Genomic DNA, 23862 nt, shown 5'->3' on the forward strand with positions numbered 1-23862 from the left:
GTTCGGGTGGCGCGAGCACCGGCTGATCTTAGGAGCGTGGGATGGCTAGACGAACACTTGTGCGTACTGCTGCAGTTCTCGGCGCGGCATCACTGGCACTTGCAGGCTGTAGCTCGGACAAGTCGGATGACTCGTCTTCGAGTGGCTCTACGTCCGGCGCTTCTGCCGCGACGACATCCGTCACGACCGATTGCACCCCGGAGCAGGCCAAGGCCGGCGCCACCCCGTCCACGGAAGCGCTGCGCATCGGCACGCTTCTTCCCGACACCGGCAGCTTGTCCTTCCTCGGGCCGCCGATGGTCGCGGGCACCCAGCTGGGAGTCAACGACGTCAACGCAGCCGGAGGCGTTCTCGGCCAACCGGTCCAGCTGATTCCCGGCGATTCGGGGGACACCACAACGGACACCGCCAACACCACCGTCGACCGCGAATTGGCTGCAGGCACTCAGGTCATCGTCGGCGCCGCGTCATCGTCGGTCTCGCTCAAGGTGATCGACAAGATCGCCAGCGCAGGCGTCGTGATGTTCTCGCCTGCCAACACCTCGGACCAATTCGTTTGCTACCCCGACAAGGGCATGTACTTCCGCACCGCTCCGACGGACGTACTGCAGGCTCAGGCCGTCGCACAGCTCATTTCGGACGATGGTGGTCAGCGCGTAGCGATCATGGCCCTCAACGACCCGTACGGGACGGGTCTGGCGGACAACATCGAAAAGAATCTGATCGATTCGGGTGTCCCGTCCGATCAGATCGAGAAGATCATCTACGACCCGAACGCACAGTCGTTCAACTCCGAAGTCGATCAGGTCAAGAACTTCAATCCGGATGCAGTGGCATTGGTGGGCTTCGAAGAGTCGGCGAAGATCATCACGCGCATGCACGAAGTGGGCATCGGTCCGTCGGACGGAATGGCGATGTACGGCGTGGACGGCAACATGGGTAACGCGCTGGGCGAATCCGTGGCGAAGCCGTTGCTCGACACGATGCAGGGAACTACGCCCCTGACGGACGTCGGAGCTGCCTTCCAGGATCGTCTGAAGGCTGTGAACCCCTCCCTGATCGACTTCAACTACGCCGGAGAGTCGTACGACGCGGTGGTGATCTCAGCGCTCGCTGCCGAGCAGGCGAAGTCGACGGCCGGTACGGACATCGCAGCCAACATCAACAGCGTCACCGAAGGTGGCACCAAGTGCACGTCCTATGTCGAGTGCCTGCCGTTGGTGAAGGCGGGAACCGACATCGACTACGACGGCATCACCGGTGAGTTGGACTTCAACGATTCGGGAGAACCGTCCATCGGTTCGTACGGAAAGCTCAAGTTCGGCCCTGAGAACACTCTGACCACAGAAGGATTCGTGGTCGTGGGCAAGTAAGCAGCCAACGAGAATGGGCCAGGGTCGAGAGACCCTGGCCCATTCTCGTGTCTGTTCTACTTCTCTTTGCTGCCAGCGAGCGTTCCCAAGTACAACTCGATCACCTTGGGGTCGTTCATCAGATTGGCGCCGGTGTCGGTGTACGCGTTCTTACCCTGATCGAGTACGTAGCCGCGGTCGCAGATCTGAAGGCAGCGGCGCGCGTTTTGCTCGACCATGATGACCGAGACACCCGCAGCATTGATCTTCTTGCAGCGGATGAACACCTCGTCCTGGAACATGGGGGACAGGCCCGCGGACGGTTCGTCGAGCAGCAGCACCGACGGATCCATCATCAGGGCCCGGCCCATCGCGACCATCTGGCGTTCGCCGCCGGAGAGTGCGCCGGCCTTCACCTTTCGTCGTTCACTCAGAAGAGGGAACAGTTCACTCACGAAGGCGAATCGTTCCGCGAATGCCTTGGGACGCAGATAAATGCCCATTTCGAGGTTTTCTTCGATGGTCAGAGTCTGAAAGACGTTCTGTGTCTGAGGGACGTACCCGACTCCCTTCTGGACGAGGACATGAGCGGGCGCAGATGTGATGTTGTCCTCGCGGAGGGTGACCGACCCTTCGCGTACCGGTATCAGTCCGAACAGTGATTTCAAGAGTGTCGATTTGCCTGCGCCGTTCGGTCCGATGATCCCGACGATTTCTCCTTCCTTCAGGAAGAAGTTGCATTCACGCAGGATGTTGACGCCCGGAATGTAGCCCGCGACGAGGCTGTCGGCGCGGAGCAGGGCACCGGCCGACAGTCGCTGATGCTCCTCGGCAGTCGCGGCGAATTCTGCAGGCGTGAGTGAACGTGCTTGGTTCTCGCTCATGGCTTCTCATGCCTTCCGCGCGGTTCCTCGGGACTCGATTCCAGCGCAGCGGCGAGATCGGCCGGAAGGTTGTCGATGTCGGGCTCCGACAGATCCCCACCTGTTTCGAGGGTTTCGACCTCGGCTTCAGCCAGAGCGGCGGCCAGAACGGCCGTCTCGCCCACCGGATTTCCGCTGTCGTCGAACTCGAGGGCCTGGTCATGGTGGCTGCCCAGATATGCGTCGACGACGGCAGTGTTGGACGAGAGCTCGTCCGGGGTGGATTCGGCGATGACGCTGCCCTGTGCCATGACCACCACCCAATCGCTGATGTCTCGGATCACGTCCATGTCGTGCTCGACGAACACGACCGTCATTCCGTCGTCGCGCAGTGACTTGATGTGTCCGAGCAGGCTTTGCGTCAGAGCAGGATTGACCCCTGCCATCGGTTCGTCGAGCATCACCACCGAGGGAGAGGTCATGAGTGCGCGAGCCATTTCGAGCAGTTTGCGCTGCCCACCGGAGAGCGAACCGGCGAGGTCGTCTGCCTTGGTGTCGAGTTTGAATCGCGCGAGGAGTTCGTTGGCGCGTTCGGTGATCTCGCGTTCCTGCCCTTTCCAGATCCACGGGACGAGAGAAGCGAAGATGCGTTCACCTCGTTGGCCGGTGGCACCCAGTCGTACGTTGTCCAGCACCGTGAGTTTGGAGAGCGCCTTGGTCAACTGGAACGTCCGTACCACTCCTTTCCTGGCTACCTGGTGGGGATACATGCGGCCCAGCGATTGACCGTCCATCGACCACGTACCGGTGTCCGGCCGGTCGAATCCGGTGAGGAGGTTGAAGAGCGTCGTTTTTCCAGCACCGTTGGGGCCGATCAGACCCGTGATGCACCCGCGTTGAATCTCGAGGTGATCGACGTCGACAGCCTTGAGACCGCCGAACGTCCGCGAAACGTGGTCAGCGACCAGTACCGGGTCGGGTTTCGCCGATCCGGGAAGGTGAGGAACGTCGGCAAAGATCTGTGCTCTGGTATCGGCGTCAAGCATTGAGTTGCACCTCCCGCTTGTTACCCAGTATTCCCTGCGGTCTGAAGACCATCAGGAGAGCGATCATCAACCCGAGCAGGACATACCTGGTGGCTCCGACTTGCTGTTCCGTCAGTGAAAGCAGCGGATTTTCGCCGGAGATCGCCTGACGCAACAATGCATCGGGGATGGCGAGGAGGAACCAGAACAACATTGCGCCGACCACCGGGCCGAATACCGTTGCCGCCCCGCCCAGAATCAGTGCGCCGAACGCGAAGAACGTCTGCGCGGTCGAGTAGAAGTCCGGGTTGATGGACTTGGTCTGCAGGGCGTTGAACACACCGGCCAGACCACCGATCACGCCGCCGAGAACCAGCGCCTGCATCTTGTACACGAAGACGTTCTTGCCCAACGATCGCGCTGCGTCCTCGTCTTCACGCACCGCCTTGAGGACACGCCCCCACGGACTGTGCGTCAAGAGGTAGACGAATCCGCACAAGATCAACACGAGGGTCCACCCCACGACCATCGACCAGAGGTCGTCTCCGTAGAACTTCACGCCGAGAAACGAGTACTGCTTGGCCGAGTCGAAGGGGCTCAGTGCGGTGAACGGGTCTGCGAAACCGAACAGGCCATTGGTGGAACCGGTCACCGAATCCGACGCGGTCGAGCGGAAGATCAGACGCAGGATCTCCGACGCGGCGATGGTGACGATGGCGAGATAGTCGGCGCGCAGACGCAGCGTCGGGATACCGAGCACGAGTGCGAGGAGACCGGCTGCGGTGAGTCCGACGAGGATGCCGAGCCACAACGGCTGGTCGTAGGTCACGGTCATGATGCCGACGCCGTAGCCGCCCAGGAGGGCGAAACCGATCTGACCGAAGTTGAGCAGTCCGGCGTAGCCGAAGTGCAGGTTCAGCCCGATTGCCAGCAGTGCGTAGAAGATTGCCGACGGCCCGATCAACTGGGCGAAGGAAACCTGGAAAGCTCCCATGATGTCCATATTCGTCACCCGATCCTTTGTCTGGATCCGAGGATGCCCTGGGGGCGAACCACGAGGATCACGATCAAGACGAGAAGTCCGCCGATGTATTTGAGGTCGGGGTTGATGATGAGCGTCGAGAGTTGGACCAGAAGTCCGACGATGACGCAGCCGAGTAGCGCCCCGTACGCGGTTCCCAGACCACCGAGGGTGATTCCGGCGAACATGAGCAGCAAGAGTTTGAAGCCCATTTCCCACTGGACGCGTCCGCCGAGTTCGGAGATACCGAACAGCACACCGCCGAGGGCGGCCAATCCGCCGCCGAGACCCCAGACGAACATGATCACGCGTTCGACGTTGATTCCCGAGGACGCGGCGAGGTCACGATTGTCGGAGACAGCGCGCATGGCCTTTCCGATCCGAGTCTTCTGCAGGAGAAGGGCGACGCCGACCAGGACGACCAGACTGACGATCATGACTATCGCGTTGGCGTCGGTCAGTGCGATCGGGCCCCAGTTCTTCTCGACCTGGCCCTGGTAGTCGTCGAACGGTTCGGCGCGGTCGGAGAAGAAGATCAGGATCAAGTAGCGCAGGGAAATCGCGAGACCGATCGAGACCACCAATTGTGCGATCAACCCGGTCTTGCGCTTGCGCAGTGGTTTCCAGACGATCCCGTTGGTCAGCAGGCCGATAGCGATGCCGACCAAGATCGCGAGGATCGTGGCCGGAATCAGCGGAACGCCGAAGGACGTGTTGATCACCCACGCAGCAACGGCTCCCAACGTCACCATCTCGCCGTGAGCAAAGTTGGTCAGGCCCGTGGTGCCGTAGATCAGGCTCAAACCCACTCCGGCGATCGCGATCACGAGGCCGAACCGCAGGCCGTCGACCGTCGTGCGAATCAGCTTCTCGCCGAAGCTGACATTCGAGGCGGTACGTACCTCGCCGAATGAGAAGATCACGGTGTTCGCGCGGCCGGCCACCACCTCGCGTTCGACAGCGGCTTGCACACTGACCCCGTCGGGGAGTGTGTCGGCAACGATCTCGAAGGTGTAGGTGCCCGGTGCCACGGCCAGTTCCCAACGGCCGTTGGATGCCGATTCTCCGGTGGCGACTTCGGTGCCGGAAGAATCGAGTGCACGCACGGTGACGCCTGCGAGGCGTGTGCCGCCGTTGTTGAGATTGCCGCTGACGGGGACAGCGTTGTCGGGAACCGGTGCTGTCGGCGGTGCAGGGGAAGTGGTCGGTTCCTGAGCCGAAGCAGTTCCGGCCAGGCTGAGTAATGCGAAGAACGTCAGTAATGCAAAGGCCAGTAGTCGGCTGAGTGTCGCGAGGGTCTGCCGTTTCACTACGGGTGGGGCCACGTACGTCCTCCGAGCGGGTCGGGAATAGCGCGTCTGGACAAAGGTGCCGCGCAGCAGAGGGATTGTTCCGTTGCTGCGATTTCCGGACTCTAACGGCTCCGTTCGCTTCAGATGGGGTTCTGAGATTTCCGGGATGTTTCGGTTCCGTATCGAAGGGCAATGGCTGCATCAATTGTCCGATTCTTGCGTCTGTTCCTGCATAAACAACGGCGAAGGCGTCGATGTCGGTCGCGATCCCTAGACTGATGAACCGTGAGCCCCGCAACCACAACTCGGTCCAGCACGTCCACCGCTCCAGCCGGCACCACCGGCAAGGCGGACGATCGCCCTCTCTTGATGCTTCTCGACGGGCATTCGTTGGCGTTCCGCGCCTTCTACGCGCTGCCCGCAGAGAACTTCAAGACACACAGTGGTCAGGCCACCAACGCGGTGTACGGCTTCACGTCGATGTTGATCAATCTTCTTCGTGACGAGCAGCCCACCCACTTGGCCGCGGCCTTCGACGTGTCGCGTCAGACGTTTCGCGCCGACCTGTTCCCCGAGTACAAGGCACAGCGCGCGAAGGCTCCGGACGAATTCAAGGGCCAGATCGACATCACCAAGGACGTTCTCGGCGCGCTGGGCATCCCGGTCATGGCCGAGGAAGGTTTCGAAGCCGACGACGTGATCGCCACGTTGACCACGCAGGCGGAGGCACTCGGATACCGGGTTCTCGTCGTGACCGGTGACCGCGACTCGCTGCAGTTGGTGACCGACAACGTCACTGTGCTCTACCCGAAGAAGGGCGTCTCGGAGCTCACCCGATTCACGCCGACTGCGGTAGAGGAGAAGTACAGCCTCAGCCCGTCGCAGTATCCGGATTTTGCTGCCCTGCGCGGCGACCCGAGTGACAACCTCCCCGGCATCCCCGGCGTCGGCGAGAAGACCGCCACCAAGTGGATCCGTGAGTACGGCGACCTGCAGGGACTGGTCGACAACGTGGACAAGGTTCGCGGCAAGGTGGGGGACTCGCTACGCGAGAACCTCGCGAACGTCCTGCTCAACCGTCAGCTCACCGAGATGGTTCGCGACGTTCCGTTGCCGTACACGCCCGAGCAGTTGGTGTTGGCTCCGTGGGACCGCGAGAAGATTCATGCGTTGTTCGACGATCTCGAGTTCAAGGTTCTCCGCGATCGGCTGTTCGCCACCCTGTCGTCGTCCGAGCCCGAAGCAGAGGAAGGGTTCGAGGTCAGCGGCGACGCACTCGCCCCCGGTGCGGTTGCCGCATGGCTCGACGCCCACGCGCGAACCGGTGAGCGTCACGGCGTGACGGTGCTCGGAACCAGAACTCCGTTTGCCGGCGACGTCACTGCGATCGCGATCGCGGCCTCGGACGGTGAATGTGCATACATCGCGGCATCGACGGCAACGCCGGAAGACGAAGCAGCTCTCGGTGATTGGCTCGCCGACCCATCGCAGCCGAAGGCCCTGCACGAAGCCAAATGGGCGATCCACGCTCTGCGTGGGCGGGGTTGGACGCTCGGTGGACTGACCAGCGACACCGCTCTGGCCGCATACCTCGTCCGGCCGGGTCAGCGCAGCTTCAACCTCGACGACCTCTCGCTCCGCTACCTCAAGCGCGAACTTCGCGCCGAAACATCCGGCCAGGAACAGCTTTCACTGCTCGACGACACCGAACAGCTCGATGCCGAAGCGGCTGAGACCGCGATGCTCAGCGCTCAGGCCGTTCTCGACTTGGCAGCTGCGCTGGACACCGAGTTGGAGTCGATCGAGTCCAAGTCGCTGCTCTCCGACATGGAACTGCCGTTGACGATCGAGCTCGCCCAGATCGAGGCCACCGGCATCGCCGTCGACAGCGCGCATCTGCATGATCTTCAGAGCCGTTTCGCCTCCCAGGTCGCCGACGCCGCCAATTCCGCGTACGAGGTGATCGACAAGCAGATCAACCTGGGTTCGCCGAAGCAGTTGCAGGTGGTCTTGTTCGAAGAACTCGACATGCCCAAGACCAAGAAGACGAAGACGGGCTACACCACCGACGCCGAGGCGTTGCAAGGTCTGTTCGACAAGACAGGACACCCGTTCCTCGAACACCTTCTCGCGCACCGTGATGCGACGCGTATGAAGGTGACCGTCGACGGTCTTCTCAAGGCCGTCGCCGAAGACGGTCGCATCCACACGACGTTCAACCAGACGGTTGCCGCAACCGGGCGTCTGTCGTCGACCGATCCGAACTTGCAGAACATCCCGGTGCGAAACGACGCGGGACGCGAGATTCGCGACGGATTCGTAGTCGGGCAGGGTTTCGACGTTCTGCTCACTGCCGACTACAGCCAGATCGAAATGCGCATCATGGCGCACGTGTCCGGCGACGAGGGACTGATCGAGGCATTCAACACCGGTGAGGACCTGCACAGCTTTGTCGGCTCGCGCGCATTCGGTGTACCGATCGAAGAGGTAACACCTGAACTGCGGCGCCGGGTCAAGGCGATGTCTTACGGTCTGGCCTACGGGCTGAGTGCCTACGGTTTGGCGTCGCAGCTGAAGATTTCGACCGAAGAAGCGAAGCAGCAGATGGATGCGTACTTCGCTCGTTTCGGCGGCGTGCGGGACTATCTCCACGCGGTGGTCGAGCAGGCACGTAAGGACGGTTACACCTCGACGCTCTACGGTCGTCGTCGCTACCTGCCGGACCTCAACAGCGACAACCGTCAGCGTCGTGAGGTCGCCGAACGTGCTGCCCTGAATGCGCCGATCCAGGGCACCGCAGCCGACATCATCAAGGTTGCGATGATCAATGTTCAGAAGGCTCTCGCCGACGCCGGATTGAAGTCGCGCATGCTGTTGCAGGTGCACGACGAATTGGTGCTCGAAGTGGTCGCCTCCGAGTTGGAGGAAGTCACCGGACTGGTCAAGGACAAGATGGCCACAGCCATCGAGTTGTCGGTACCCCTGGATGTTTCGGTGGGAACCGGTCGAAGCTGGGACAGCGCGGCTCACTGAGTCGGCTTCAAGACAGTCTGGCCACGAAAAGAGCGCGCTCCGAATCGAATTCGATTCAGAGCGCGCTCTCTTTCACTATTCAGCTGAAGCGGTCTGCTCTGCGATCTGCTTGCGGACCTCGTCCATGTCAAGTGCCTTGACCTGAGTGACGAGCTCTTCGAGCTGAGCAGCGGGGAGAGCGCCGGCCTGGTTGAACACGAGCACGCCTTCGCGGAAAGCCATGATCGTGGGGATCGAGCGGATGTTGGCGGCTGCAGCGATTCCCTGCTCGGCCTCGGTGTCGACCTTTGCGTGAACGACGTCGGCGTGCTTCTCCGAAGAGGCTTCGAACGTCGGCGCGAACTGGCGGCACGGGCCGCACCAGGAGGCCCAGAAGTCCACGAGGACGACGTCGCTGCCGTTGATCGTTTCGTCGAAGTTCTGCTGGGTGAGTGTCTGGGTGGCCACAGGGGTCCTTTCCATTGTGCGGGCTGTTGGTGTGTGCAACGCCCCGGAACCGCTGATTCTTCCCTGAGCCGATTTCAGCTTGCGTTCTCGGTCGCCCTAAACGTCCGGCGGTAGGCCTGGGGCGTGGTGCAGCGAAGCCGGATGAAGTGCTGGCGAAGCACGGCGCCGCCGCCGAAACCGACGCGTTCTGCGATGACGTCGACGGAGAGATCCGAATTCTCCAGGAGTTGCTGGGCGGCCAGTACCCGCTGATCACTGAGCCATCGGGCGGGCGTCGTTCCCGTTTCCGCTTGGAAACGGCGGGCAAACGTGCGAGCGGACATGTTCGCTCGGGCCGCGACCATACCGACGGTGAGATCGAGGGCGAGATTCTCCGTCATCCAGTCGAGGAGTGGAGCAAGGGTTGCACTCGGCGTCGAGGTGAGGGGAGTGGCGACGTACTGGGCCTGCCCACCGTCGCGGTGGGGTGGCACCACCATCCTCCTCGCGATGCCGTTGGCCACGCGAGAACCCTGTTCCTTCCGCACGATGTGCAGGCACAAGTCGATTCCTGCCGCGGTGCCTGCGCTGGTGAACACCGGATCCTCGTCCACGTAGAGCACGTCCGGATCGACCTTGGCTTCCGGATACGTCTGCGCCAGCCTTTCTGCGTGACGCCAATGCGTCGTGCATCGCTTGCCGTCCAGGAGTCCTGCCGCCCCGAGGACGAACGCTCCGGTGCACAGGCTGGCCACCTTGGCGCCGCGGGCCACAGCCTCACGCAGTTTGACCAACAGGGGATCGACACTCGAGTCGGGACTCGGTGAACACATGTAGGCGTCGCCTGCGTCGTAGGTTCCGCCGGCGGAAACGACGATGAGATCGGCGTCGTCGAGGGAATCGAGGTTGTACGGAACATCGATGTTGTAGCCGAAGCGCGTTCGGATCGGGCCCGGAACAGCGGCGATCAGAGAGAAGTCGTAAGTCGGGAGGCCGTCGTCGGATCGGTCGAAGCCGAATACTTCACATGCCACGCCGAGTTCGAACGCCTCGGTCATCGGCATCAGTGGGACCACCACTTTCGCGAGCATCTTTCGAGTGTGACAGAAAAAAGGCAAAGTGGCAGAAAATCGTCCAAGTCTGGCTTTTCTGCCACTATTCCTGTGTCGGACATTCCGTCAGGCTGGACACATGGCAATCATCGTCGTCAGCCTCCTGGTCCTACTGGTCCTGAACGTACTAGCTCTTGCCGGACGCACACCCGACACTCGTCACGATGTCAGTCCGCATGGAGACTTCACCCTTTGAGGGCAAGTCTGGCCATTCAATACACCGCAGCTGCGCTGGTGTGGGGAGCCAGTTTCCTCTTCATGAAGATCGGGCTCGAAGGTCTGTCCTTCACGCAGGTGGTTCTGTGGCGCTTGGTCTTCGGTGCGCTCGCGCTGATTCTCGTGTCAGCGGTCAGCCGGATCGGCCTACCGCGGGAATTTCGCGTCTGGAAGCACATGGCGCTTCTCGCAGCGACGCAATGCATCGTGCCATGGCTGCTGTTCAGTTGGGCGGAGCAGAACATGTCCTCGGGGCTCGCGAGCATCTACAACGCCACCACGCCGCTGATGACAATGGCTGTCTCCCTTGCCTTCCTGCCGGGGGAAACGCTGACGCGATACAAGTCGCTGGGGTTGCTTCTCGGATTCGGAGGAGTGCTGATCGTGTTGGCGCCGTGGAATCTCGGCGTCGCCGGAAGTGTGAGTGCTCAGGTCGCTTGCCTGGGAGCGACTGCGTCGTACGGCATTTCGTTTGTCTACCTCAGACGTTTCGTGCTTCCGCTCGGTGTCGACACTCGTGCGGTCGCGCTTATGCAGATCAGTATCGGCGCTTTCGTGATGGTTCTGGCCTCTCCGATCGTCGCAAGCGCGCCGATGCACCTGACGCCGGCAGTTGTCCTGTCGATGATCGCGCTGGGCGCACTGGGGACCGGACTCGCATTCATCTGGAACACCAACGTCGTTCGCGGGTGGGGGCCGACAGCGGCATCCACCGTCACTTACCTCAGCCCAGTGGTGGGCGTCGCGCTCGGCGCAATCGTGTTGGACGAAAGCGTTGGCTGGAATCAGCCTGTTGGTGCACTGGCGGTGATCGCGGGAATCCTGGTGACCCGACGTGCAACCCGCTCTGTCACAGCGGCGGCGTCAGTAACCATTCCGTCTTCCGTTCACCGTCCCAGCGCCTGATCGCGCCGCTGTGCCCGAGAATCACGTCGGTACCGACCAAGCCGATGGCTTCGCCCAGACGTGCAGGTTCGACGCGTCGGGCGAGCGTTACATGCGGCGTCCACCCGCCGGGCTCGACGTGGGCGGGAAGTGCCGTCGAGCCAGCTGTGGCTTCGGCTATTTCCCGGTGCAGGTGAAGGAGTGCGCGCGAAGGAATGACCGAGCGCGCCAAGACCATCTGCTTGCCGCCGAACACGACGTAGCCGCCGAGTCGGACTTCGAAGTCCGGGGCCGAGAAGCGCCGTTTCAACTGTTCGTCGATCTCCGCGGGGACCTCGCGGGCGACGAACAGCGTTATGTGCGGGCGGTTGGACGGGCCGTGATGGGACGCCTGACTCGGTAATCCGGCGTCGGCGAGAAGCTGCCATTGTGCTCGGACTGCCGACTCACTAACCGGATCGAGGAGCAATTCCACCGACTGGACCATGGTGAGCAATGATTGCCTGATGACAGGTGCGAGCGCAATCGGTACTTCGGCCATGCGGCTGGGACTCATGCACGGCGACGGAATCGGCCACGAAATCGTCCCGGCGACACGGCAGATCGTGGATGCGGCGCTGTCATCGGTTCATGCTCCTCCCGTCGAGTGGGTCGAGCTTCCGCTCGGGAGTACAGCCATCGACACTCATGGCACGCCGATTCCCGACGAGACCATCGATGTGTTGGGACAGCTGCAGGGCTGGATCCTCGGACCCCATGACAGCGCGTCGTATCCCGAGAGGTTTCGCGGACAACTCACCCCCGGCGGCGTCATCCGGAAGAAGTTCGAGTTGTTCGCGAACATCCGACCGGCAGCAGCGTTCCCCGGCGTCAAGGCGATGGTCCCCGACATGGATCTGGTGATCGTCCGCGAGAACACCGAGGGGTTGTACGCGGATCGGAACATGGCGGTCGGCAGCGGCGAATTCATGCCGACGCCCGACATCGCGCTGGCCGTCGGCGTGTTCACCCGCGCTGCGTGTGAACGGATCGCACGCACTGCCTTCGCGTTGGCGTCGCGTCGGCGCAGTCACGTCACGATAGTCCACAAGGCGAACGTCCTCACGCTGACCACCGGCCTCTTCCGCGACGCCTGCAGAACCGTCGCCGCAGAGTTCCCACACGTGGTCGTCGACGACGAGCACGTCGACGCGATGGCGGCGCACCTGGTTCGGCGCGGCGGCGACTTCGATGTCGTGGTGACCGAAAACATGTTCGGCGACATTCTGTCCGATCTGGCGGGCGAGCTGTCCGGTTCACTCGGAACCGCACCGTCGATCAACGCTTCCGAGACACAGGTCATGGCTCAGGCTGCGCATGGTGCAGCACCCGACATCGCCGGGAAGAACCGGGCGAACCCGACGGCACTGTTCCTCTCCAGCGCGATGATGCTCGACTGGCTCGGTGATGCACGGGGAGATCGGTTGTTGTCTGCGGCAGCACGCCGGATTTCAGATGCCGTTCGCACGACCATCGCGTCGGGCATCGCGACCGCCGACCTCGGCGGTTTGGCATCGACCAGCGAATTTTCCGAAGTCGTGTACGCACACACTCTGCGTCGCTGATTCTTGTACGACAGGCCGGAATCTTGCGAAGTCGGCGACGGTGGAACTCCTGCCGTAACCTACCGTTCGACTGAATTTCGGATGGACGTTGCAAGTGCGGCGATCGACGAGTGGAGAGCAGAGTCGTGGTCGATGAAAACGCACGGGCACCAAGGCCACGTGGCGTGAGTTATGGCTCGAGCAGCGGCGGGCGTTTGCGCGCCAACGTGGTGCGAGTCCTGTTGGTGGGCTTGATCGTCGCACTGTGCGGCGGATGTGTCACCAACAACGAGGGTCTCGTTCCCGAAGGACCGCCGCTCGATATCCAGAAGGTGCCCGAGATCGCCGCACTTCTGCCGCCCAAGGTCACGGATTCGGGCAAGCTGCAGGTCGGCGTCAACATTCCGTACGCCCCAAACGAATTCAAAGACGAGAATGGCAAGATCGTCGGTTTCGACGTCGACCTGATGAATGCCGTTGCCGCCGTGCTCGGGGTCGAAGCTGTCTTCAACCAAGCCGACTTCGACAAGATCATCCCCGCTATCCAGTCTGGAAGTTACGACCTCGGCATGTCCTCGTTCACCGACTCCAAGGAGCGCGAGAAGACGGTCGACTTCGTCACGTACTACAGCGCGGGTATCCAGTGGGCGCAACGGCCGGACAAGCCAGTCGATCCGAACAACGCATGCGGGCTGCGAGTGGCGGTGCAGACCACGACCACCGAGGACATCGACGAGGTGCCTGCCAAGAGCGAGGCATGCGTGGCCGAGGGCAAGCCCCCGATCGACAAGATCAAGTACGACAGCCAGGACGACGCGGCCAACGCGCTCATTCTCGGTCGAGTCGACGCGCTGTCCGCTGATTCGCCAGTGACCGGCTATGCGATCAAACGGAGCAAGGGCCGGATGGAAGCTGCGGGAGAACCCTTTGATTCGGCGCCTTACGGCTGGCCGATCGTGAAGGGTTCCGCCCTTGGACCCGCCCTGCAGCAGGCAATGCAGTACCTGATCGACAACGGCGTCTATCAACAGATCGCGCAGACCTGGAGTGTCGAGGCCGGCGTCATCGAAGTATCCAAGATCAACGGCGCGGAGAGCTGATGAACATGACAACAACTGAGACTGGCGAGCCTGCGCCGATCAAGGCGATCCCACTGCGCAGACCGGGCCGATGGGTCGCAGCAGTCGTGGTGGTGGTCCTCGTGGGGCTCTTTATCTACGGTTCGGCGACCAATGAACAGTTCGGCTGGGCGACTTACCGCCAGTACCTCTTCGACGCTCGGATCTCGAAGGCCGCCTGGGTCACCATTCAACTGACAATTCTGTCGATGGCGGCCGCGATCGTTCTGGGCATCGTCCTTGCGGTAATGCGGCTGTCGCCGAACCCGGTGTTGAAGTCCGCTGCCTGGGTGTATTTATGGGTCTTCCGCGGCACGCCCGTCTACGTCCAGCTTGTCTTCTGGGGGCTCTTCCCGTCGATCTACAAGAGCATCGATCTCGGTATTCCGTTCGTCCATCAGTTCGTGCATTTCGACATGCAAGATCTCCAGGCGGCGTTTCTCTTCGCAGTCATCGGACTCGCGTTGAACGAGGCGGCGTACATGGCCGAAATCGTCCGTGCAGGTATCGCCTCGGTCAACGAAGGACAGACCGAGGCGTCAGTGGCCTTGGGAATGACGTGGGGTCAGACGATGCGGCGAACGGTCCTTCCCCAGGCGATGCGGGTGATCATCCCACCAACCGGCAACGAGTTGATCAGCTTGCTCAAGACGACTTCACTGGTGACCGCCGTGCCGCTGAGTACCGAACTCTACGGACGAGCGCGAGACATATCCGGTGCAAATTTCGAGCCGATTCCTCTCTTGATGGTCGCGGTTACGTGGTACCTCGCAATGACCAGTGTTCTCATGGTCGGCCAGTACTACGTCGAACGCCACTATTCGAAAGGGTCGACGAGGACGCTCACCACTCGTCAGCTTCAGGCACTCGCCGACGCACAGGGCAAAGAAACGGTAGTGGAGACACTCCCGGATATTCCAGGAGGAGAACGCAGATGACACCGATGGTGAAGGCAGACCGAGTCTGTAAGAACTTCGGCGCGCTCGAGGTTCTCAAAGGGGTCTCACTCGAGATCGACCCCGGCCAGGTCCTGTGCCTCGTCGGGCCGTCCGGTTCGGGCAAGTCGACGTTCTTGCGCTGCATCAATCACCTCGAGCAGGTCAACGCCGGCCGACTGTACGTCGACGGCGACCTGGTGGGCTACTCGGAGAAGAACGGCAAACTGTACGAACTGCACCCACGAGCAGCGGCCAAACAACGCCGCGACATCGGGATGGTGTTTCAGCACTTCAATCTGTTCCCTCACCGCACCGCTCTCGAGAACATCATCGAAGCGCCGACACAGGTCAAGCGCGTCAGTAAGAAGAAGGCCGTCGAACGCGCGAAGGATCTCCTCGATCAGGTCGGGTTGAGCGCCAAAGCCAACGCCTACCCGGCCCAGTTGTCGGGCGGTCAGCAGCAAAGAGTTGCCATCGCTCGCGCCCTCGCGATGGACCCGAAGCTCATGCTGTTCGACGAGCCGACGTCCGCGCTCGACCCCGAACTCGTCGGTGAAGTTCTCACCGTGATGAAGCAGTTGGCCAAAGAAGGCATGACGATGGTGGTCGTCACCCACGAGATGGGTTTCGCCCGCGAGGTCGCAGACCAGTTGGTGTTCATGGACGGGGGAGTTGTGGTCGAGGCAGGCGAGCCGCGGGAACTCCTGGCCAATCCGCAGCACGATCGGACCAAGGCGTTCCTGTCGAAGCTGCTGTAGCCGTCAGGGTTTGACGGCGCTGAAAATTGCAGTGCCCGGAAAGAGTTGGCCGCGCAGGGGACTCCACTGTCCCCATTCGCGGTCCAACCACTCCGGCCATTCGGGCTCGATGATGTCGCGGACCTGGAGTCCGGCCGCGACGATCTCGCGAACCCGGTCGCCGATGGTGCGGTGATGCTCGACGTAGGTGGGGACTCCGTTGTCGTCGACCTCGACGTACGGGGTGCGGTCGAAGTAGGGGAGGGTCGCGGTCAAGCCCTTGGGCCCGGGATCGTCGGGGAAGATCCATCGGATCGGATGGTTGACGGCAAAGACCCACGATCCGCCGGGACGCAGAACCCGGGCGACTTCGTTCATCACCTGCTGCGAATCGGCCACGAACGGCACAGCACCGAACGCCGAGCAGGCGATGTCGAAACTCTCGTCGGCGAACGGCAGGAGTTCCGCACTCGCCTGAATCAACGGGACTGCCGGTCCGCCGGCATTCATCGCGTCCTGCCCGCGGGCGAGCATCCCCATCGAGATGTCGAGACCGACGGCCCGAGCACCGTGTCCGGCGAGCCATCGGGCGCACGGCGCCGATCCGCAACCCACTTCCAATATGTCTTTGTCGACTATGTCGCCGAGCAAGTGATGATCGCCCTCGTGCAGCCCTTCGGGGCACCAGACGAATTCACCTTCGGCGCTGTTCACGCCCAGAAACTCGCCGTGGGTTCGGTGGTAATCGTCGGCGTCGGCGTCCCACCACGCACGGCTGGCGCGGTCGCTGGCACTCGAATCGACACGGACCCGGCCGACGCCGCTGGTACCGAGAATGGAATTGGCGGCGGCATGGCGCTCGTCAGACATGAACAACACAGTAGAACGGGTGACGCGGGCGCAGGGTACCCGGGTTTGCCCGGCAAGATAGCCGACGCGTAGTCTTACTCACGCGAGTGTCTGTCATCCGACCGATTGTCTATACGAGATCTTTACCAAGGTCTCGGAATCAGTCGGACCGAGAGAGCTCGCGGTGCGCTTCCGCGGTGTGGAATGTGATCCGGTATTCGGTTGTTCGTAATTGATGCAGCTGGGTACTTCGATCAAGTACTTCACAAAGTACTTCCAACATTTGTACGCCACAGTTGCGCATCTCGTCCGACAAAATCCATCAACCGACCACAACTCGTCCGGAGCAATTCAACATATGCCCTCCACAACCGTCACCTCGCCGCAGGTTGCCATTAACGACATTGGCTCCGCCGAGGACTTCCTCGCCGCCATCGATGCCACGATCAAGTACTTCAACGATGGTGACATCGTCGAAGGAACCATCGTCAAGGTCGACCGCGACGAGGTTCTGCTCGACATCGGTTACAAGACCGAAGGCGTCATCCCTTCTCGTGAGCTCTCCATCAAGCACGACGTCGACCCCAACGAGGTCGTCTCCGTGGGAGATGCGGTCGAGGCTCTCGTCCTCACCAAGGAGGACAAAGAAGGTCGACTGATCCTGTCGAAGAAGCGCGCTCAGTACGAGCGTGCCTGGGGCACCATCGAGGAGCTCAAGGAGAAGGACGAGGCCGTCAAGGGCACCGTCATCGAGGTCGTCAAGGGCGGCCTCATCCTTGACATCGGTCTTCGTGGCTTCCTCCCCGCTTCGCTCGTCGAAATGCGTCGCGTCCGCGACCTCCAGCCGTACGTCGGCAAGGAGATCGAGGCCAAGATCATCGAGCTCGACAAGAACCGCAACAACGTGGTCCTGTCGCGCCGTGCATGGCTCGAGCAGACTCAGTCCGAGGTTCGCAGCGAATTCCTGCACCAGCTCCAGAAGGGCCAGGTCCGCAAGGGCGTCGTGTCCTCCATCGTCAACTTCGGTGCATTCGTGGACCTGGGCGGCGTAGACGGTCTGGTTCACGTTTCCGAGCTGTCTTGGAAGCACATCGATCACCCGTCCGAGGTTGTCGAGGTCGGCACCGAGGTCACCGTCGAGGTTCTCGACGTCGACCTGGACCGCGAGCGCGTCTCCCTGTCGCTCAAGGCAACGCAGGAAGACCCGTGGCGTCAGTTCGCCCGCACGCACGCCATCGGCCAGATCGTGCCCGGCAAGGTCACGAAGCTGGTTCCGTTCGGTGCATTCGTGCGCGTCGAAGAGGGAATCGAAGGCCTCGTTCACATCTCGGAGCTCGCTGAGCGCCACGTCGAGGTTCCGGACCAGGTTGTCGGCGTCGGCGACGATGCACTCGTCAAGGTCATCGACATCGACCTCGAGCGTCGTCGTATCTCGCTGTCGCTGAAGCAGGCCAATGAGGATTACAACGCCGAGTTCGATCCGTCCAAGTACGGCATGGCCGACTCGTACGACGAGCAGGGCAACTACATCTTCCCCGAGGGCTTCGATCCCGAGACCAACGAATGGCTCGAGGGCTTCGACAAGCAGCGTGAAGAGTGGGAGAACCGCTACGCCGAGGCTGAGCGTCGCCACAAGATGCACACCACTCAGATGGAGAAGACCGCTGCAGACGAGGCCGCTGAGGCTGCCACCGCTGCTGCCGGCTACTCCTCGGAGACGGCTGCTGCAGACGATGCTGAGGCTCCGGCTGCTGCCGGCTCCGCTCCGGCAGAGTCCGCTGGCGGATCGCTCGCCAGCGATGCACAGCTCGCCGCACTTCGTGAGAAGCTGTCGGGCAACGCATAAGGATTACCGCTTGATCTGATCAAGCGAGATCTGTGAAGAACCCCGCCCCTGCACTGTGCAGGGGCGGGGTTCTTTTCTCTGTCAAGTGTCACTTGCACACAAAGAATTCAGTGAGTGAACACAAAAATGACCGGCACCGAAGGGTTGCCGGTCATTTTGTACTTCGTGAAGAGAACTCAGTTTGCGGGAGCAGGCACCCAGTAGGTGGCAGTCGCTTCGGCTGTGCGCTTACGCATCGACGCGAAGCTGTGTCGGCCTTGGCTCACGAGCATCGTGAACCACGTACGACGGTGCTCTGCCAGGGCAAAAGCAACTTCGGGAAACTCTATGCAGTGCACGCCGTTCGGCATTCCGAGGCGGTGCTGACCGTGATGGTCGCGATCTGCTCGCATGGCGTCCACTTTCTCGAGAAGGTGCAGGTACAGGTGCGTTCGCTAGAACATAACCGCACAGTCACCGAAATTGTGGTATTTGAGCCTCGAATGCCCCGGCGTGTTCGATCGGTAGGCGTGTCTCGATCTCTCGGGCGCGGAGATGAGAGACTGTCGAGTGTGTTGAGAGTAGGCCTCACTGGAGGCATCGGAGCCGGTAAGTCGACAGTGTCGAAAATCCTCAGCGAACTGGGAGCCGTCATCGTCGATGCCGACCTGATCGCCCGAGAAGTGGTCGAGCCCGGCACTCCTGGCCTTGCCGCTCTGGTCGAGGCATTCGGCGACGGGATTCTGTCCGAGGACGGCAGCCTCAACAGACCTGCGCTGGCCTCGTTGGCGTTTGCCGACGACACCTCGCGCGGCACTCTCAACGGCATCCTCCACCCGTTGATCGGTACGCGGACGATGGAGCAGATCTCGTCTGCGCCGTCCGATGCAGTGCTCGTTCAGGACATTCCGCTGTTGGTCGAGGGTTCGATGGCGCCGGCATTCAATCTGGTCGTCATCGTCTACGTCGACGAGGAGGAACGAGTTCGACGTTTGGTGGGCTCACGCGGCATGCCGGAGTCCGACGCTCGTGCGCGAATCGCAGCGCAGGCAAATGACGATCAGCGTCGTGCTGTTGCCGACGTGTGGCTCGACAACAGCGGAGAGCCGGGTTCACTCGACGACGTGGTCCGCGATCTGTGGGCGAATCGACTTGTACCTTTCGAGAAGAACCTCCGCGAGGGCACAGTAGTACGCGCACTGCCGGAGCTGACTCCAGCCGACCCGTCGTGGCCGGCACAGGCCGAACGAATCATCGGCCGGTTGTCGCTGGCTTCCGGTGACCGCGCGCTCCGTATCGATCACATCGGATCTACCGCAGTGCCGGGTCTCGATGCCAAGGACGTGATCGACATTCAGATCACCGTCGAGCACCTCGGTGTTGCCGACGACCTCGCGGAAGATCTGGCCGCTGCCGGGTTCCCCCGGATCGAGCACATCGTCGCCGACGACCCGAAACCGTCGTACCTCGGCGGCGAGACCGATCCGGCGGTGTGGGCAAAGCGGATTCACGGCAGTGCCGATCCAGGGCGTCGCGCGAACATCCATATTCGGGTGGACGGTTGGCCCGGTCAGCAGTTCGCGATCCTCTTCCGCGACTGGCTTCGCGCCGATCCGTCGGCGCGTGCCGAGTACGCCGAACTCAAGGTCAAGGCAGCCGAGAGTGCCGCAGGCATCGACGACTACGCCTCGGCGATCGACGCCTACCTGGGAGTCAAGACCCCGTGGTTCGACGCCGCCTTCCACCGGGCGTGGGAGTGGGCCGAGAAATCAGGCTGGTCGCTCTGACCGCTCAGCGCCACGTGACCGGCATTCCCAACGCGCCCAGCCAGGCGTCGAGGTGGTGACCGTGGGCGGCGATGCCGTCGATTGCCCGCGCGGCATTCAACATTGCGCGTTCCGAGGTCTTCGGGTCGAGAATCCCGGCGGCGTTCGCCTCGAGAAGTTCGTCGACGTCGAGTAATTCGATGCTGTGTCCGGTCTGCACGACCAGGTCGAGGTAGTGGTCCTCTGAGGTCCACACATGCTCGCCGCGGGTGAATTCGCCGATGTCGACGTAGAAGTCCCAGTCACGGACGTGCTCGGGTGTGAAGTGGAATATCGATGCTCGAATTCCGAGTTCGGGGATGATCCAGGACTCCAGGTAGTGAAACTGGGGATGGTCGGCGTGGCGCGCCATGTACAGCCCCCACGGTTCCTCGCGGTAGTGCTCGACCGGGCGAACGAAACCCTTGGGATCGACGTTGGTGCGAGCTGCGATGTCGAAGGTTTCGACCTTCGGTCGGTGAATGTGGGGACGTTCCTCGCTCATGATCGATGAACCTACCGCCGAACTGCGTTTTCGGCTGAACGCGGACGAGCAGGCATTGTGTCGGTGGGTGCGCTTACCCTGGTTTCATGGCGTTTGCTTCCGAACATCCCGTGGTCGCGCATTCCGAGTTTCGGCCGGTTGGTGACATCGAGCGCTCAGACGCGCGCTTCGAGGTCGTCAGCCCGTACGAACCGGCCGGCGATCAGCCGGCGGCCATCGCCGAACTGGAAAAACGGATCAACGAGGGGGAGAAGGACGTTGTCCTCCTTGGGGCGACCGGTACCGGTAAGTCGGCCACGACTGCGTGGTTGATCGAAAAGCTGCAACGCCCGGCTCTGGTGATGGCCCCGAACAAGACCTTGGCGGCTCAGCTCGCGAACGAGTTGCGGGAAATGCTCCCCAACAATGCGGTCGAGTACTTCGTCTCGTACTACGACTACTACCAACCCGAGGCGTACATCGCCCAGACGGACACCTACATCGAGAAGGATTCGTCCATCAACGACGATGTCGAGCGGCTTCGTCACTCGGCAACGTCCAGCCTTCTGTCACGACGGGATGTGGTCGTGGTGGCCTCGGTCTCGTGCATCTACGGCCTCGGTACTCCGCAGTCGTATCTCGATCGCTCGATTCAGCTCGACGTCGGTGTCGAGGTACCACGCGATGCGTTCCTGCGCCTGCTCGTCGATGTCCAGTACAACCGCAACGACATGGCGTTCACACGAGGTTCGTTCCGCGTGCGCGGCGACACGGTCGAGATCATTCCGTCGTACGAAGAGTTGGCAGTTCGCATCGAATTCTTCGGCGATGAGATCGAGGCGCTGTACTACCTCCATCCATTGACCGGTGACATCGTTCGCCAGGTCGATACGGTCCGCATCTTCCCGGCGACGCACTACGTCGCCGGCCCTGAACGCATGGAGCGTGCGGCCAAGGACATCGAGGCGGAACTCGAAGAGCGACTCGCCGAACTCGAAGGCAAGGGCAAGCTCCTCGAAGCTCAGCGTCTGCGCATGCGAACGCAGTACGACCTCGAGATGATCAAACAGGTCGGATTCTGCTCCGGCATCGAGAACTACTCGCGGCACATCGACGGCCGTGGTCCTGGAACTGCCCCCGCAACTTTGATCGACTATTTCCCCGAAGATTTCCTTCTGGTCATCGACGAGTCACACGTGACCGTTCCGCAGATCGGCGCCATGTACGAGGGCGATATGTCGCGCAAGCGCAACCTGGTCGAGTTCGGATTCCGGTTGCCGTCGGCAACTGACAACCGCCCTCTGACCTGGGAAGAATTCAGTCAGCGGATCGGTCAGACCGTCTACTTGTCGGCGACACCCGGTAAGTACGAGCTGGGTCAGTCAGGCGGTGAGTTCGTCGAGCAGGTGATTCGCCCGACTGGATTGATCGATCCCGAGGTCATCGTCAAACCGACCAAGGGGCAGATCGACGATCTCGTTCACGAAATCCGCGAGCGAGCGGAACGTGACGAGCGTGTGCTGGTCACGACGTTGACCAAGAAGATGTCGGAAGATCTGACCGATTACCTTCTCGAGCTCGGTATTCGCGTCCGCTACCTGCACTCGGATATCGATACGCTCCGGCGAGTCGAGTTGCTTCGACAGCTTCGCCTGGGGGAGTACGACGTGCTGGTCGGCATCAACCTCCTGCGTGAGGGACTCGACCTTCCCGAGGTGTCGTTGGTCGCGATTCTCGATGCCGACAAGGAAGGCTTCCTGCGTAGCTCCACCAGCCTCATTCAGACGATTGGTCGCGCGGCTCGAAATGTGTCCGGTCAAGTGCACATGTATGCGGACAAGATCACCGCGTCCATGGCGCAGGCCATCGAGGAAACGGAGCGACGACGCGAGAAGCAGGTCGCCTACAACGAGAAGATGGGCGTCGACCCACAACCTCTACGCAAGAAGATCGCGGACATTCTCGATCAGGTGTACGAGGAGGCAGAAGACACTGCTGCGTCCGTGGACGTCGGTGGTTCGGGTCGCAACGCGACGCGTGGTCGGCGTGCGCAGGGTGAGGCCGGTCGCGCGGTCAGTGCCGGTGTGTACGAGGGGCGCGACACCAAATCGATGCCTCGCGCCGAATTGGCAGATCTGGTCAAGGAACTCACCGATCAGATGATGAATGCTGCACGCGACCTTCAGTTCGAGTTGGCTGGGCGATTGCGAGACGAAATCTCGGATTTGAAGAAGGAGCTTCGAGGGATGGACGCCGCGGGTCTCAAGTAGGTCGCCTCGCGTGCGTTCGTGCTCTCGACCGCTACGGTTTGAGGTATGGATGCACAGACTGCAGGCAAGACCGCGCGGACTCTCGAACTTCTCCATTCCTTGGCGTACTTCGTCCCGGAGACGGAAAAGGAACTTGTCGGCGTCGGGTTGGAGCCCGGCCGGATGGTGTACTTCGCGGGGCGATCAGCGCCGCTCGGCGCTCCACCTGCGACTGTCGTCACGGCTACCTTCTTCAACTTCAATCCTGAATTGATTGCCAGTGTCATCCCACGTGCCTGGGAATTGGCAAGGCCCACAGAGGTTGTCGCCGCGCGGTATCGGGCAATCGACGCGGCGTACGTCCGCCTGTTCGGTGCAGACGTGACAGGATCGGCGGACATGGCCGAGGCTGCCGAACTCGTGTCGATCGCTGCCCAGAACATTCCTGGAGTGGATGGCCGCCCCCTGTACGCGGGTTGGGCGTCGCTCGACTGGCCGGCTGAACCTCATCTGCGTTTCTGGCACGCGCTGACACTGCTGCGTGAGTATCGCGGTGACGGACACATTGCGGCCCTTCAGACCGCGGGATTGAACGGCCTGGACGCGTTGATCACGCACACCGCGACGGGAATCGGGTTTCAGCGTAAGTTCGCACAGACTCGCCGCGGATGGTCGCAGGAACAGTGGGACGAGGCCGTCGAGAGTTTGAAGGACCGCGAACTGCTGGATCGTTCGTCCGGTGCGCTAACCGAGGACGGGCAGGACTTGCGTGACGTCGTCGAAGACCTGACGGACGACCTCGCTCTGGCTCCGTGGGAAGCGCTGGGTGAGGAGGGTGCCAAGCGGTTGCTGGAATTGGCGACGCCGTGGCGTGCCGCCTTGGTCGAGCAGGAAGTTTTTCCGGCGGCGCTGTTCGGGCCCCGCTTCGGCAAACTTCGCTGAGTGGTCACCGCCGGTCCAATGTGTCTGTGACGAAGAATCACATTCACTGTGGGCTTGTGGCGTGTACTGCAAATAACACTATCCGCGGCACAATCCCGCTAATGTCA

The 23862-nt window shown here is 61.8% G+C and carries 21 protein-coding genes; 11 read left to right on the forward strand and 10 right to left on the reverse strand.

The genetic code is table 11. The features are described 5' to 3' along the window. The first annotated feature begins 41 nt into the window (after positions 1-41). Positions 42-1373 carry an ABC transporter substrate-binding protein gene (locus tag ABWI03_RS28250; protein WP_003944031.1) on the forward strand — a complete coding sequence of 444 codons (1332 nt, stop codon included), beginning with the start codon at positions 42-44 and terminating at the stop codon, positions 1371-1373. A 56-nt stretch (positions 1374-1429) separates the two neighbouring features. Here the strand turns inward: ABWI03_RS28250 and ABWI03_RS28255 are convergent, their stop codons facing one another. From ABWI03_RS28255 to ABWI03_RS28270, 4 genes are read right to left on the reverse strand one after another with little or no spacing between them, the layout of a single operon-like run. Further along, positions 1430-2236: an ABC transporter ATP-binding protein gene (locus ABWI03_RS28255; protein WP_166812379.1), complete on the reverse strand. Its 807-nt coding sequence runs from the start codon at positions 2234-2236 to the stop codon at positions 1430-1432. Continuing rightward, complete coding sequence (locus tag ABWI03_RS28260) at positions 2233-3261, reverse strand: ABC transporter ATP-binding protein (RefSeq protein WP_298780699.1); 1029 nt, start codon at positions 3259-3261, stop codon at positions 2233-2235. The genes ABWI03_RS28255 and ABWI03_RS28260 overlap by 4 nt, the downstream gene beginning before the upstream one ends. Further along, entirely contained in the window at positions 3254-4243 is a 990-nt protein-coding gene (locus tag ABWI03_RS28265; RefSeq protein WP_003944088.1) for a branched-chain amino acid ABC transporter permease, read from the reverse strand. The genes ABWI03_RS28260 and ABWI03_RS28265 overlap by 8 nt, the downstream gene beginning before the upstream one ends. A 5-nt stretch (positions 4244-4248) precedes the next feature. After that, positions 4249-5586 (reverse strand): branched-chain amino acid ABC transporter permease, encoded by a 1338-nt coding sequence (locus tag ABWI03_RS28270; protein WP_435054156.1) that lies wholly within the window; start codon positions 5584-5586, stop codon positions 4249-4251. 252 nt (positions 5587-5838) lie between these two features. Here ABWI03_RS28270 and polA point away from each other — a divergent pair, with 252 nt between their 5' ends. Further along, the gene (gene polA / locus ABWI03_RS28275; RefSeq protein WP_298780696.1) at positions 5839-8586 is read left to right on the forward strand and encodes a DNA polymerase I; all 2748 of its coding nucleotides are present in this window, start codon (positions 5839-5841) and stop codon (positions 8584-8586) included. 75 nt (positions 8587-8661) lie between these two features. On the opposite strand, the gene trxA is transcribed toward polA, so the two are convergent. Together trxA and ABWI03_RS28285 are read right to left on the reverse strand one after the other, a co-directional pair. After that, on the reverse strand, positions 8662-9033 hold the full coding sequence (gene trxA, locus ABWI03_RS28280; RefSeq protein WP_003944106.1) for a thioredoxin: 372 nt from the start codon (positions 9031-9033) through the stop codon (positions 8662-8664). Between the two features lie 74 nt (positions 9034-9107). Further along, positions 9108-10103 (reverse strand): helix-turn-helix domain-containing protein, encoded by a 996-nt coding sequence (locus ABWI03_RS28285; RefSeq protein ID WP_095973344.1) that lies wholly within the window; start codon positions 10101-10103, stop codon positions 9108-9110. A 213-nt stretch (positions 10104-10316) separates the two neighbouring features. Between ABWI03_RS28285 and ABWI03_RS28290 the strand changes: the two genes are divergently transcribed. After that, positions 10317-11246, forward strand: coding sequence for a DMT family transporter (locus ABWI03_RS28290; protein ID WP_298780692.1), 930 nt, complete (start codon positions 10317-10319; stop codon positions 11244-11246). On the opposite strand, the gene ABWI03_RS28295 is transcribed toward ABWI03_RS28290, so the two are convergent. After that, the gene (locus ABWI03_RS28295) at positions 11191-11766 is read right to left on the reverse strand and encodes a 2'-5' RNA ligase family protein (protein WP_298780689.1); all 576 of its coding nucleotides are present in this window, start codon (positions 11764-11766) and stop codon (positions 11191-11193) included. The two genes, ABWI03_RS28290 and ABWI03_RS28295, sit on opposite strands and share 56 nt — an antisense overlap. On the opposite strand from ABWI03_RS28295, the gene ABWI03_RS28300 reads away from it, so the two are divergent. The 4 genes from ABWI03_RS28300 (at position 11732) to ABWI03_RS28315 (ending at position 15622) form a co-directional block, all read left to right on the forward strand. Then, a complete protein-coding gene (locus ABWI03_RS28300) occupies positions 11732-12829 on the forward strand; it encodes an isocitrate/isopropylmalate dehydrogenase family protein (RefSeq protein WP_298780686.1) in 1098 nt (365 codons plus the stop codon). The two genes, ABWI03_RS28295 and ABWI03_RS28300, sit on opposite strands and share 35 nt — an antisense overlap. Before the next feature lie 206 nt (positions 12830-13035). Next, on the forward strand, positions 13036-13908 hold the full coding sequence (locus tag ABWI03_RS28305; protein ID WP_166812442.1) for an ABC transporter substrate-binding protein: 873 nt from the start codon (positions 13036-13038) through the stop codon (positions 13906-13908). Next, positions 13908-14864, forward strand: a complete 957-nt coding sequence (locus tag ABWI03_RS28310) for an amino acid ABC transporter permease (protein WP_095973340.1) — start codon at positions 13908-13910, stop codon at positions 14862-14864. Before ABWI03_RS28305 ends, ABWI03_RS28310 begins: the two co-directional genes overlap by 1 nt. After that, on the forward strand, positions 14861-15622 hold the full coding sequence (locus ABWI03_RS28315; protein ID WP_003944053.1) for an amino acid ABC transporter ATP-binding protein: 762 nt from the start codon (positions 14861-14863) through the stop codon (positions 15620-15622). Before ABWI03_RS28310 ends, ABWI03_RS28315 begins: the two co-directional genes overlap by 4 nt. 3 nt (positions 15623-15625) lie before the next feature. On the opposite strand, the gene ABWI03_RS28320 is transcribed toward ABWI03_RS28315, so the two are convergent. Then, entirely contained in the window at positions 15626-16471 is an 846-nt protein-coding gene (locus ABWI03_RS28320) for a class I SAM-dependent methyltransferase (RefSeq protein WP_166812388.1), read from the reverse strand. A gap of 337 nt (positions 16472-16808) precedes the next feature. Between ABWI03_RS28320 and rpsA the strand changes: the two genes are divergently transcribed. Then, positions 16809-18296 (forward strand): 30S ribosomal protein S1, encoded by a 1488-nt coding sequence (gene rpsA, locus ABWI03_RS28325; RefSeq protein WP_019748632.1) that lies wholly within the window; start codon positions 16809-16811, stop codon positions 18294-18296. Positions 18297-18472: 176 nt separating this feature from the next. Here the strand turns inward: rpsA and ABWI03_RS28330 are convergent, their stop codons facing one another. Next, a complete protein-coding gene (locus ABWI03_RS28330; RefSeq protein ID WP_003944056.1) occupies positions 18473-18688 on the reverse strand; it encodes a hypothetical protein in 216 nt (71 codons plus the stop codon). A gap of 159 nt (positions 18689-18847) precedes the next feature. Here ABWI03_RS28330 and coaE point away from each other — a divergent pair, with 159 nt between their 5' ends. Further along, positions 18848-20062, forward strand: coding sequence for a dephospho-CoA kinase (coaE, locus tag ABWI03_RS28335; protein WP_298780675.1), 1215 nt, complete (start codon positions 18848-18850; stop codon positions 20060-20062). 4 nt (positions 20063-20066) lie between these two features. On the opposite strand, the gene ABWI03_RS28340 is transcribed toward coaE, so the two are convergent. After that, positions 20067-20585 (reverse strand): ribonuclease FAU-1 family protein, encoded by a 519-nt coding sequence (locus ABWI03_RS28340; RefSeq protein WP_095973337.1) that lies wholly within the window; start codon positions 20583-20585, stop codon positions 20067-20069. A gap of 86 nt (positions 20586-20671) precedes the next feature. On the opposite strand from ABWI03_RS28340, the gene uvrB reads away from it, so the two are divergent. Together uvrB and ABWI03_RS28350 are read left to right on the forward strand one after the other, a co-directional pair. Further along, on the forward strand, positions 20672-22834 hold the full coding sequence (gene uvrB / locus ABWI03_RS28345; RefSeq protein WP_124569807.1) for an excinuclease ABC subunit UvrB: 2163 nt from the start codon (positions 20672-20674) through the stop codon (positions 22832-22834). Between the two features lie 45 nt (positions 22835-22879). Continuing rightward, complete coding sequence (locus tag ABWI03_RS28350) at positions 22880-23755, forward strand: SCO6745 family protein (protein ID WP_095973336.1); 876 nt, start codon at positions 22880-22882, stop codon at positions 23753-23755. Positions 23756-23862 lie beyond the last annotated feature (107 nt).

It is taken from the genome of Rhodococcus baikonurensis, from assembly GCF_040489275.1.
GTDB classification, from domain to species: Bacteria; Actinomycetota; Actinomycetes; order Mycobacteriales; family Mycobacteriaceae; genus Rhodococcus_F; species Rhodococcus_F baikonurensis.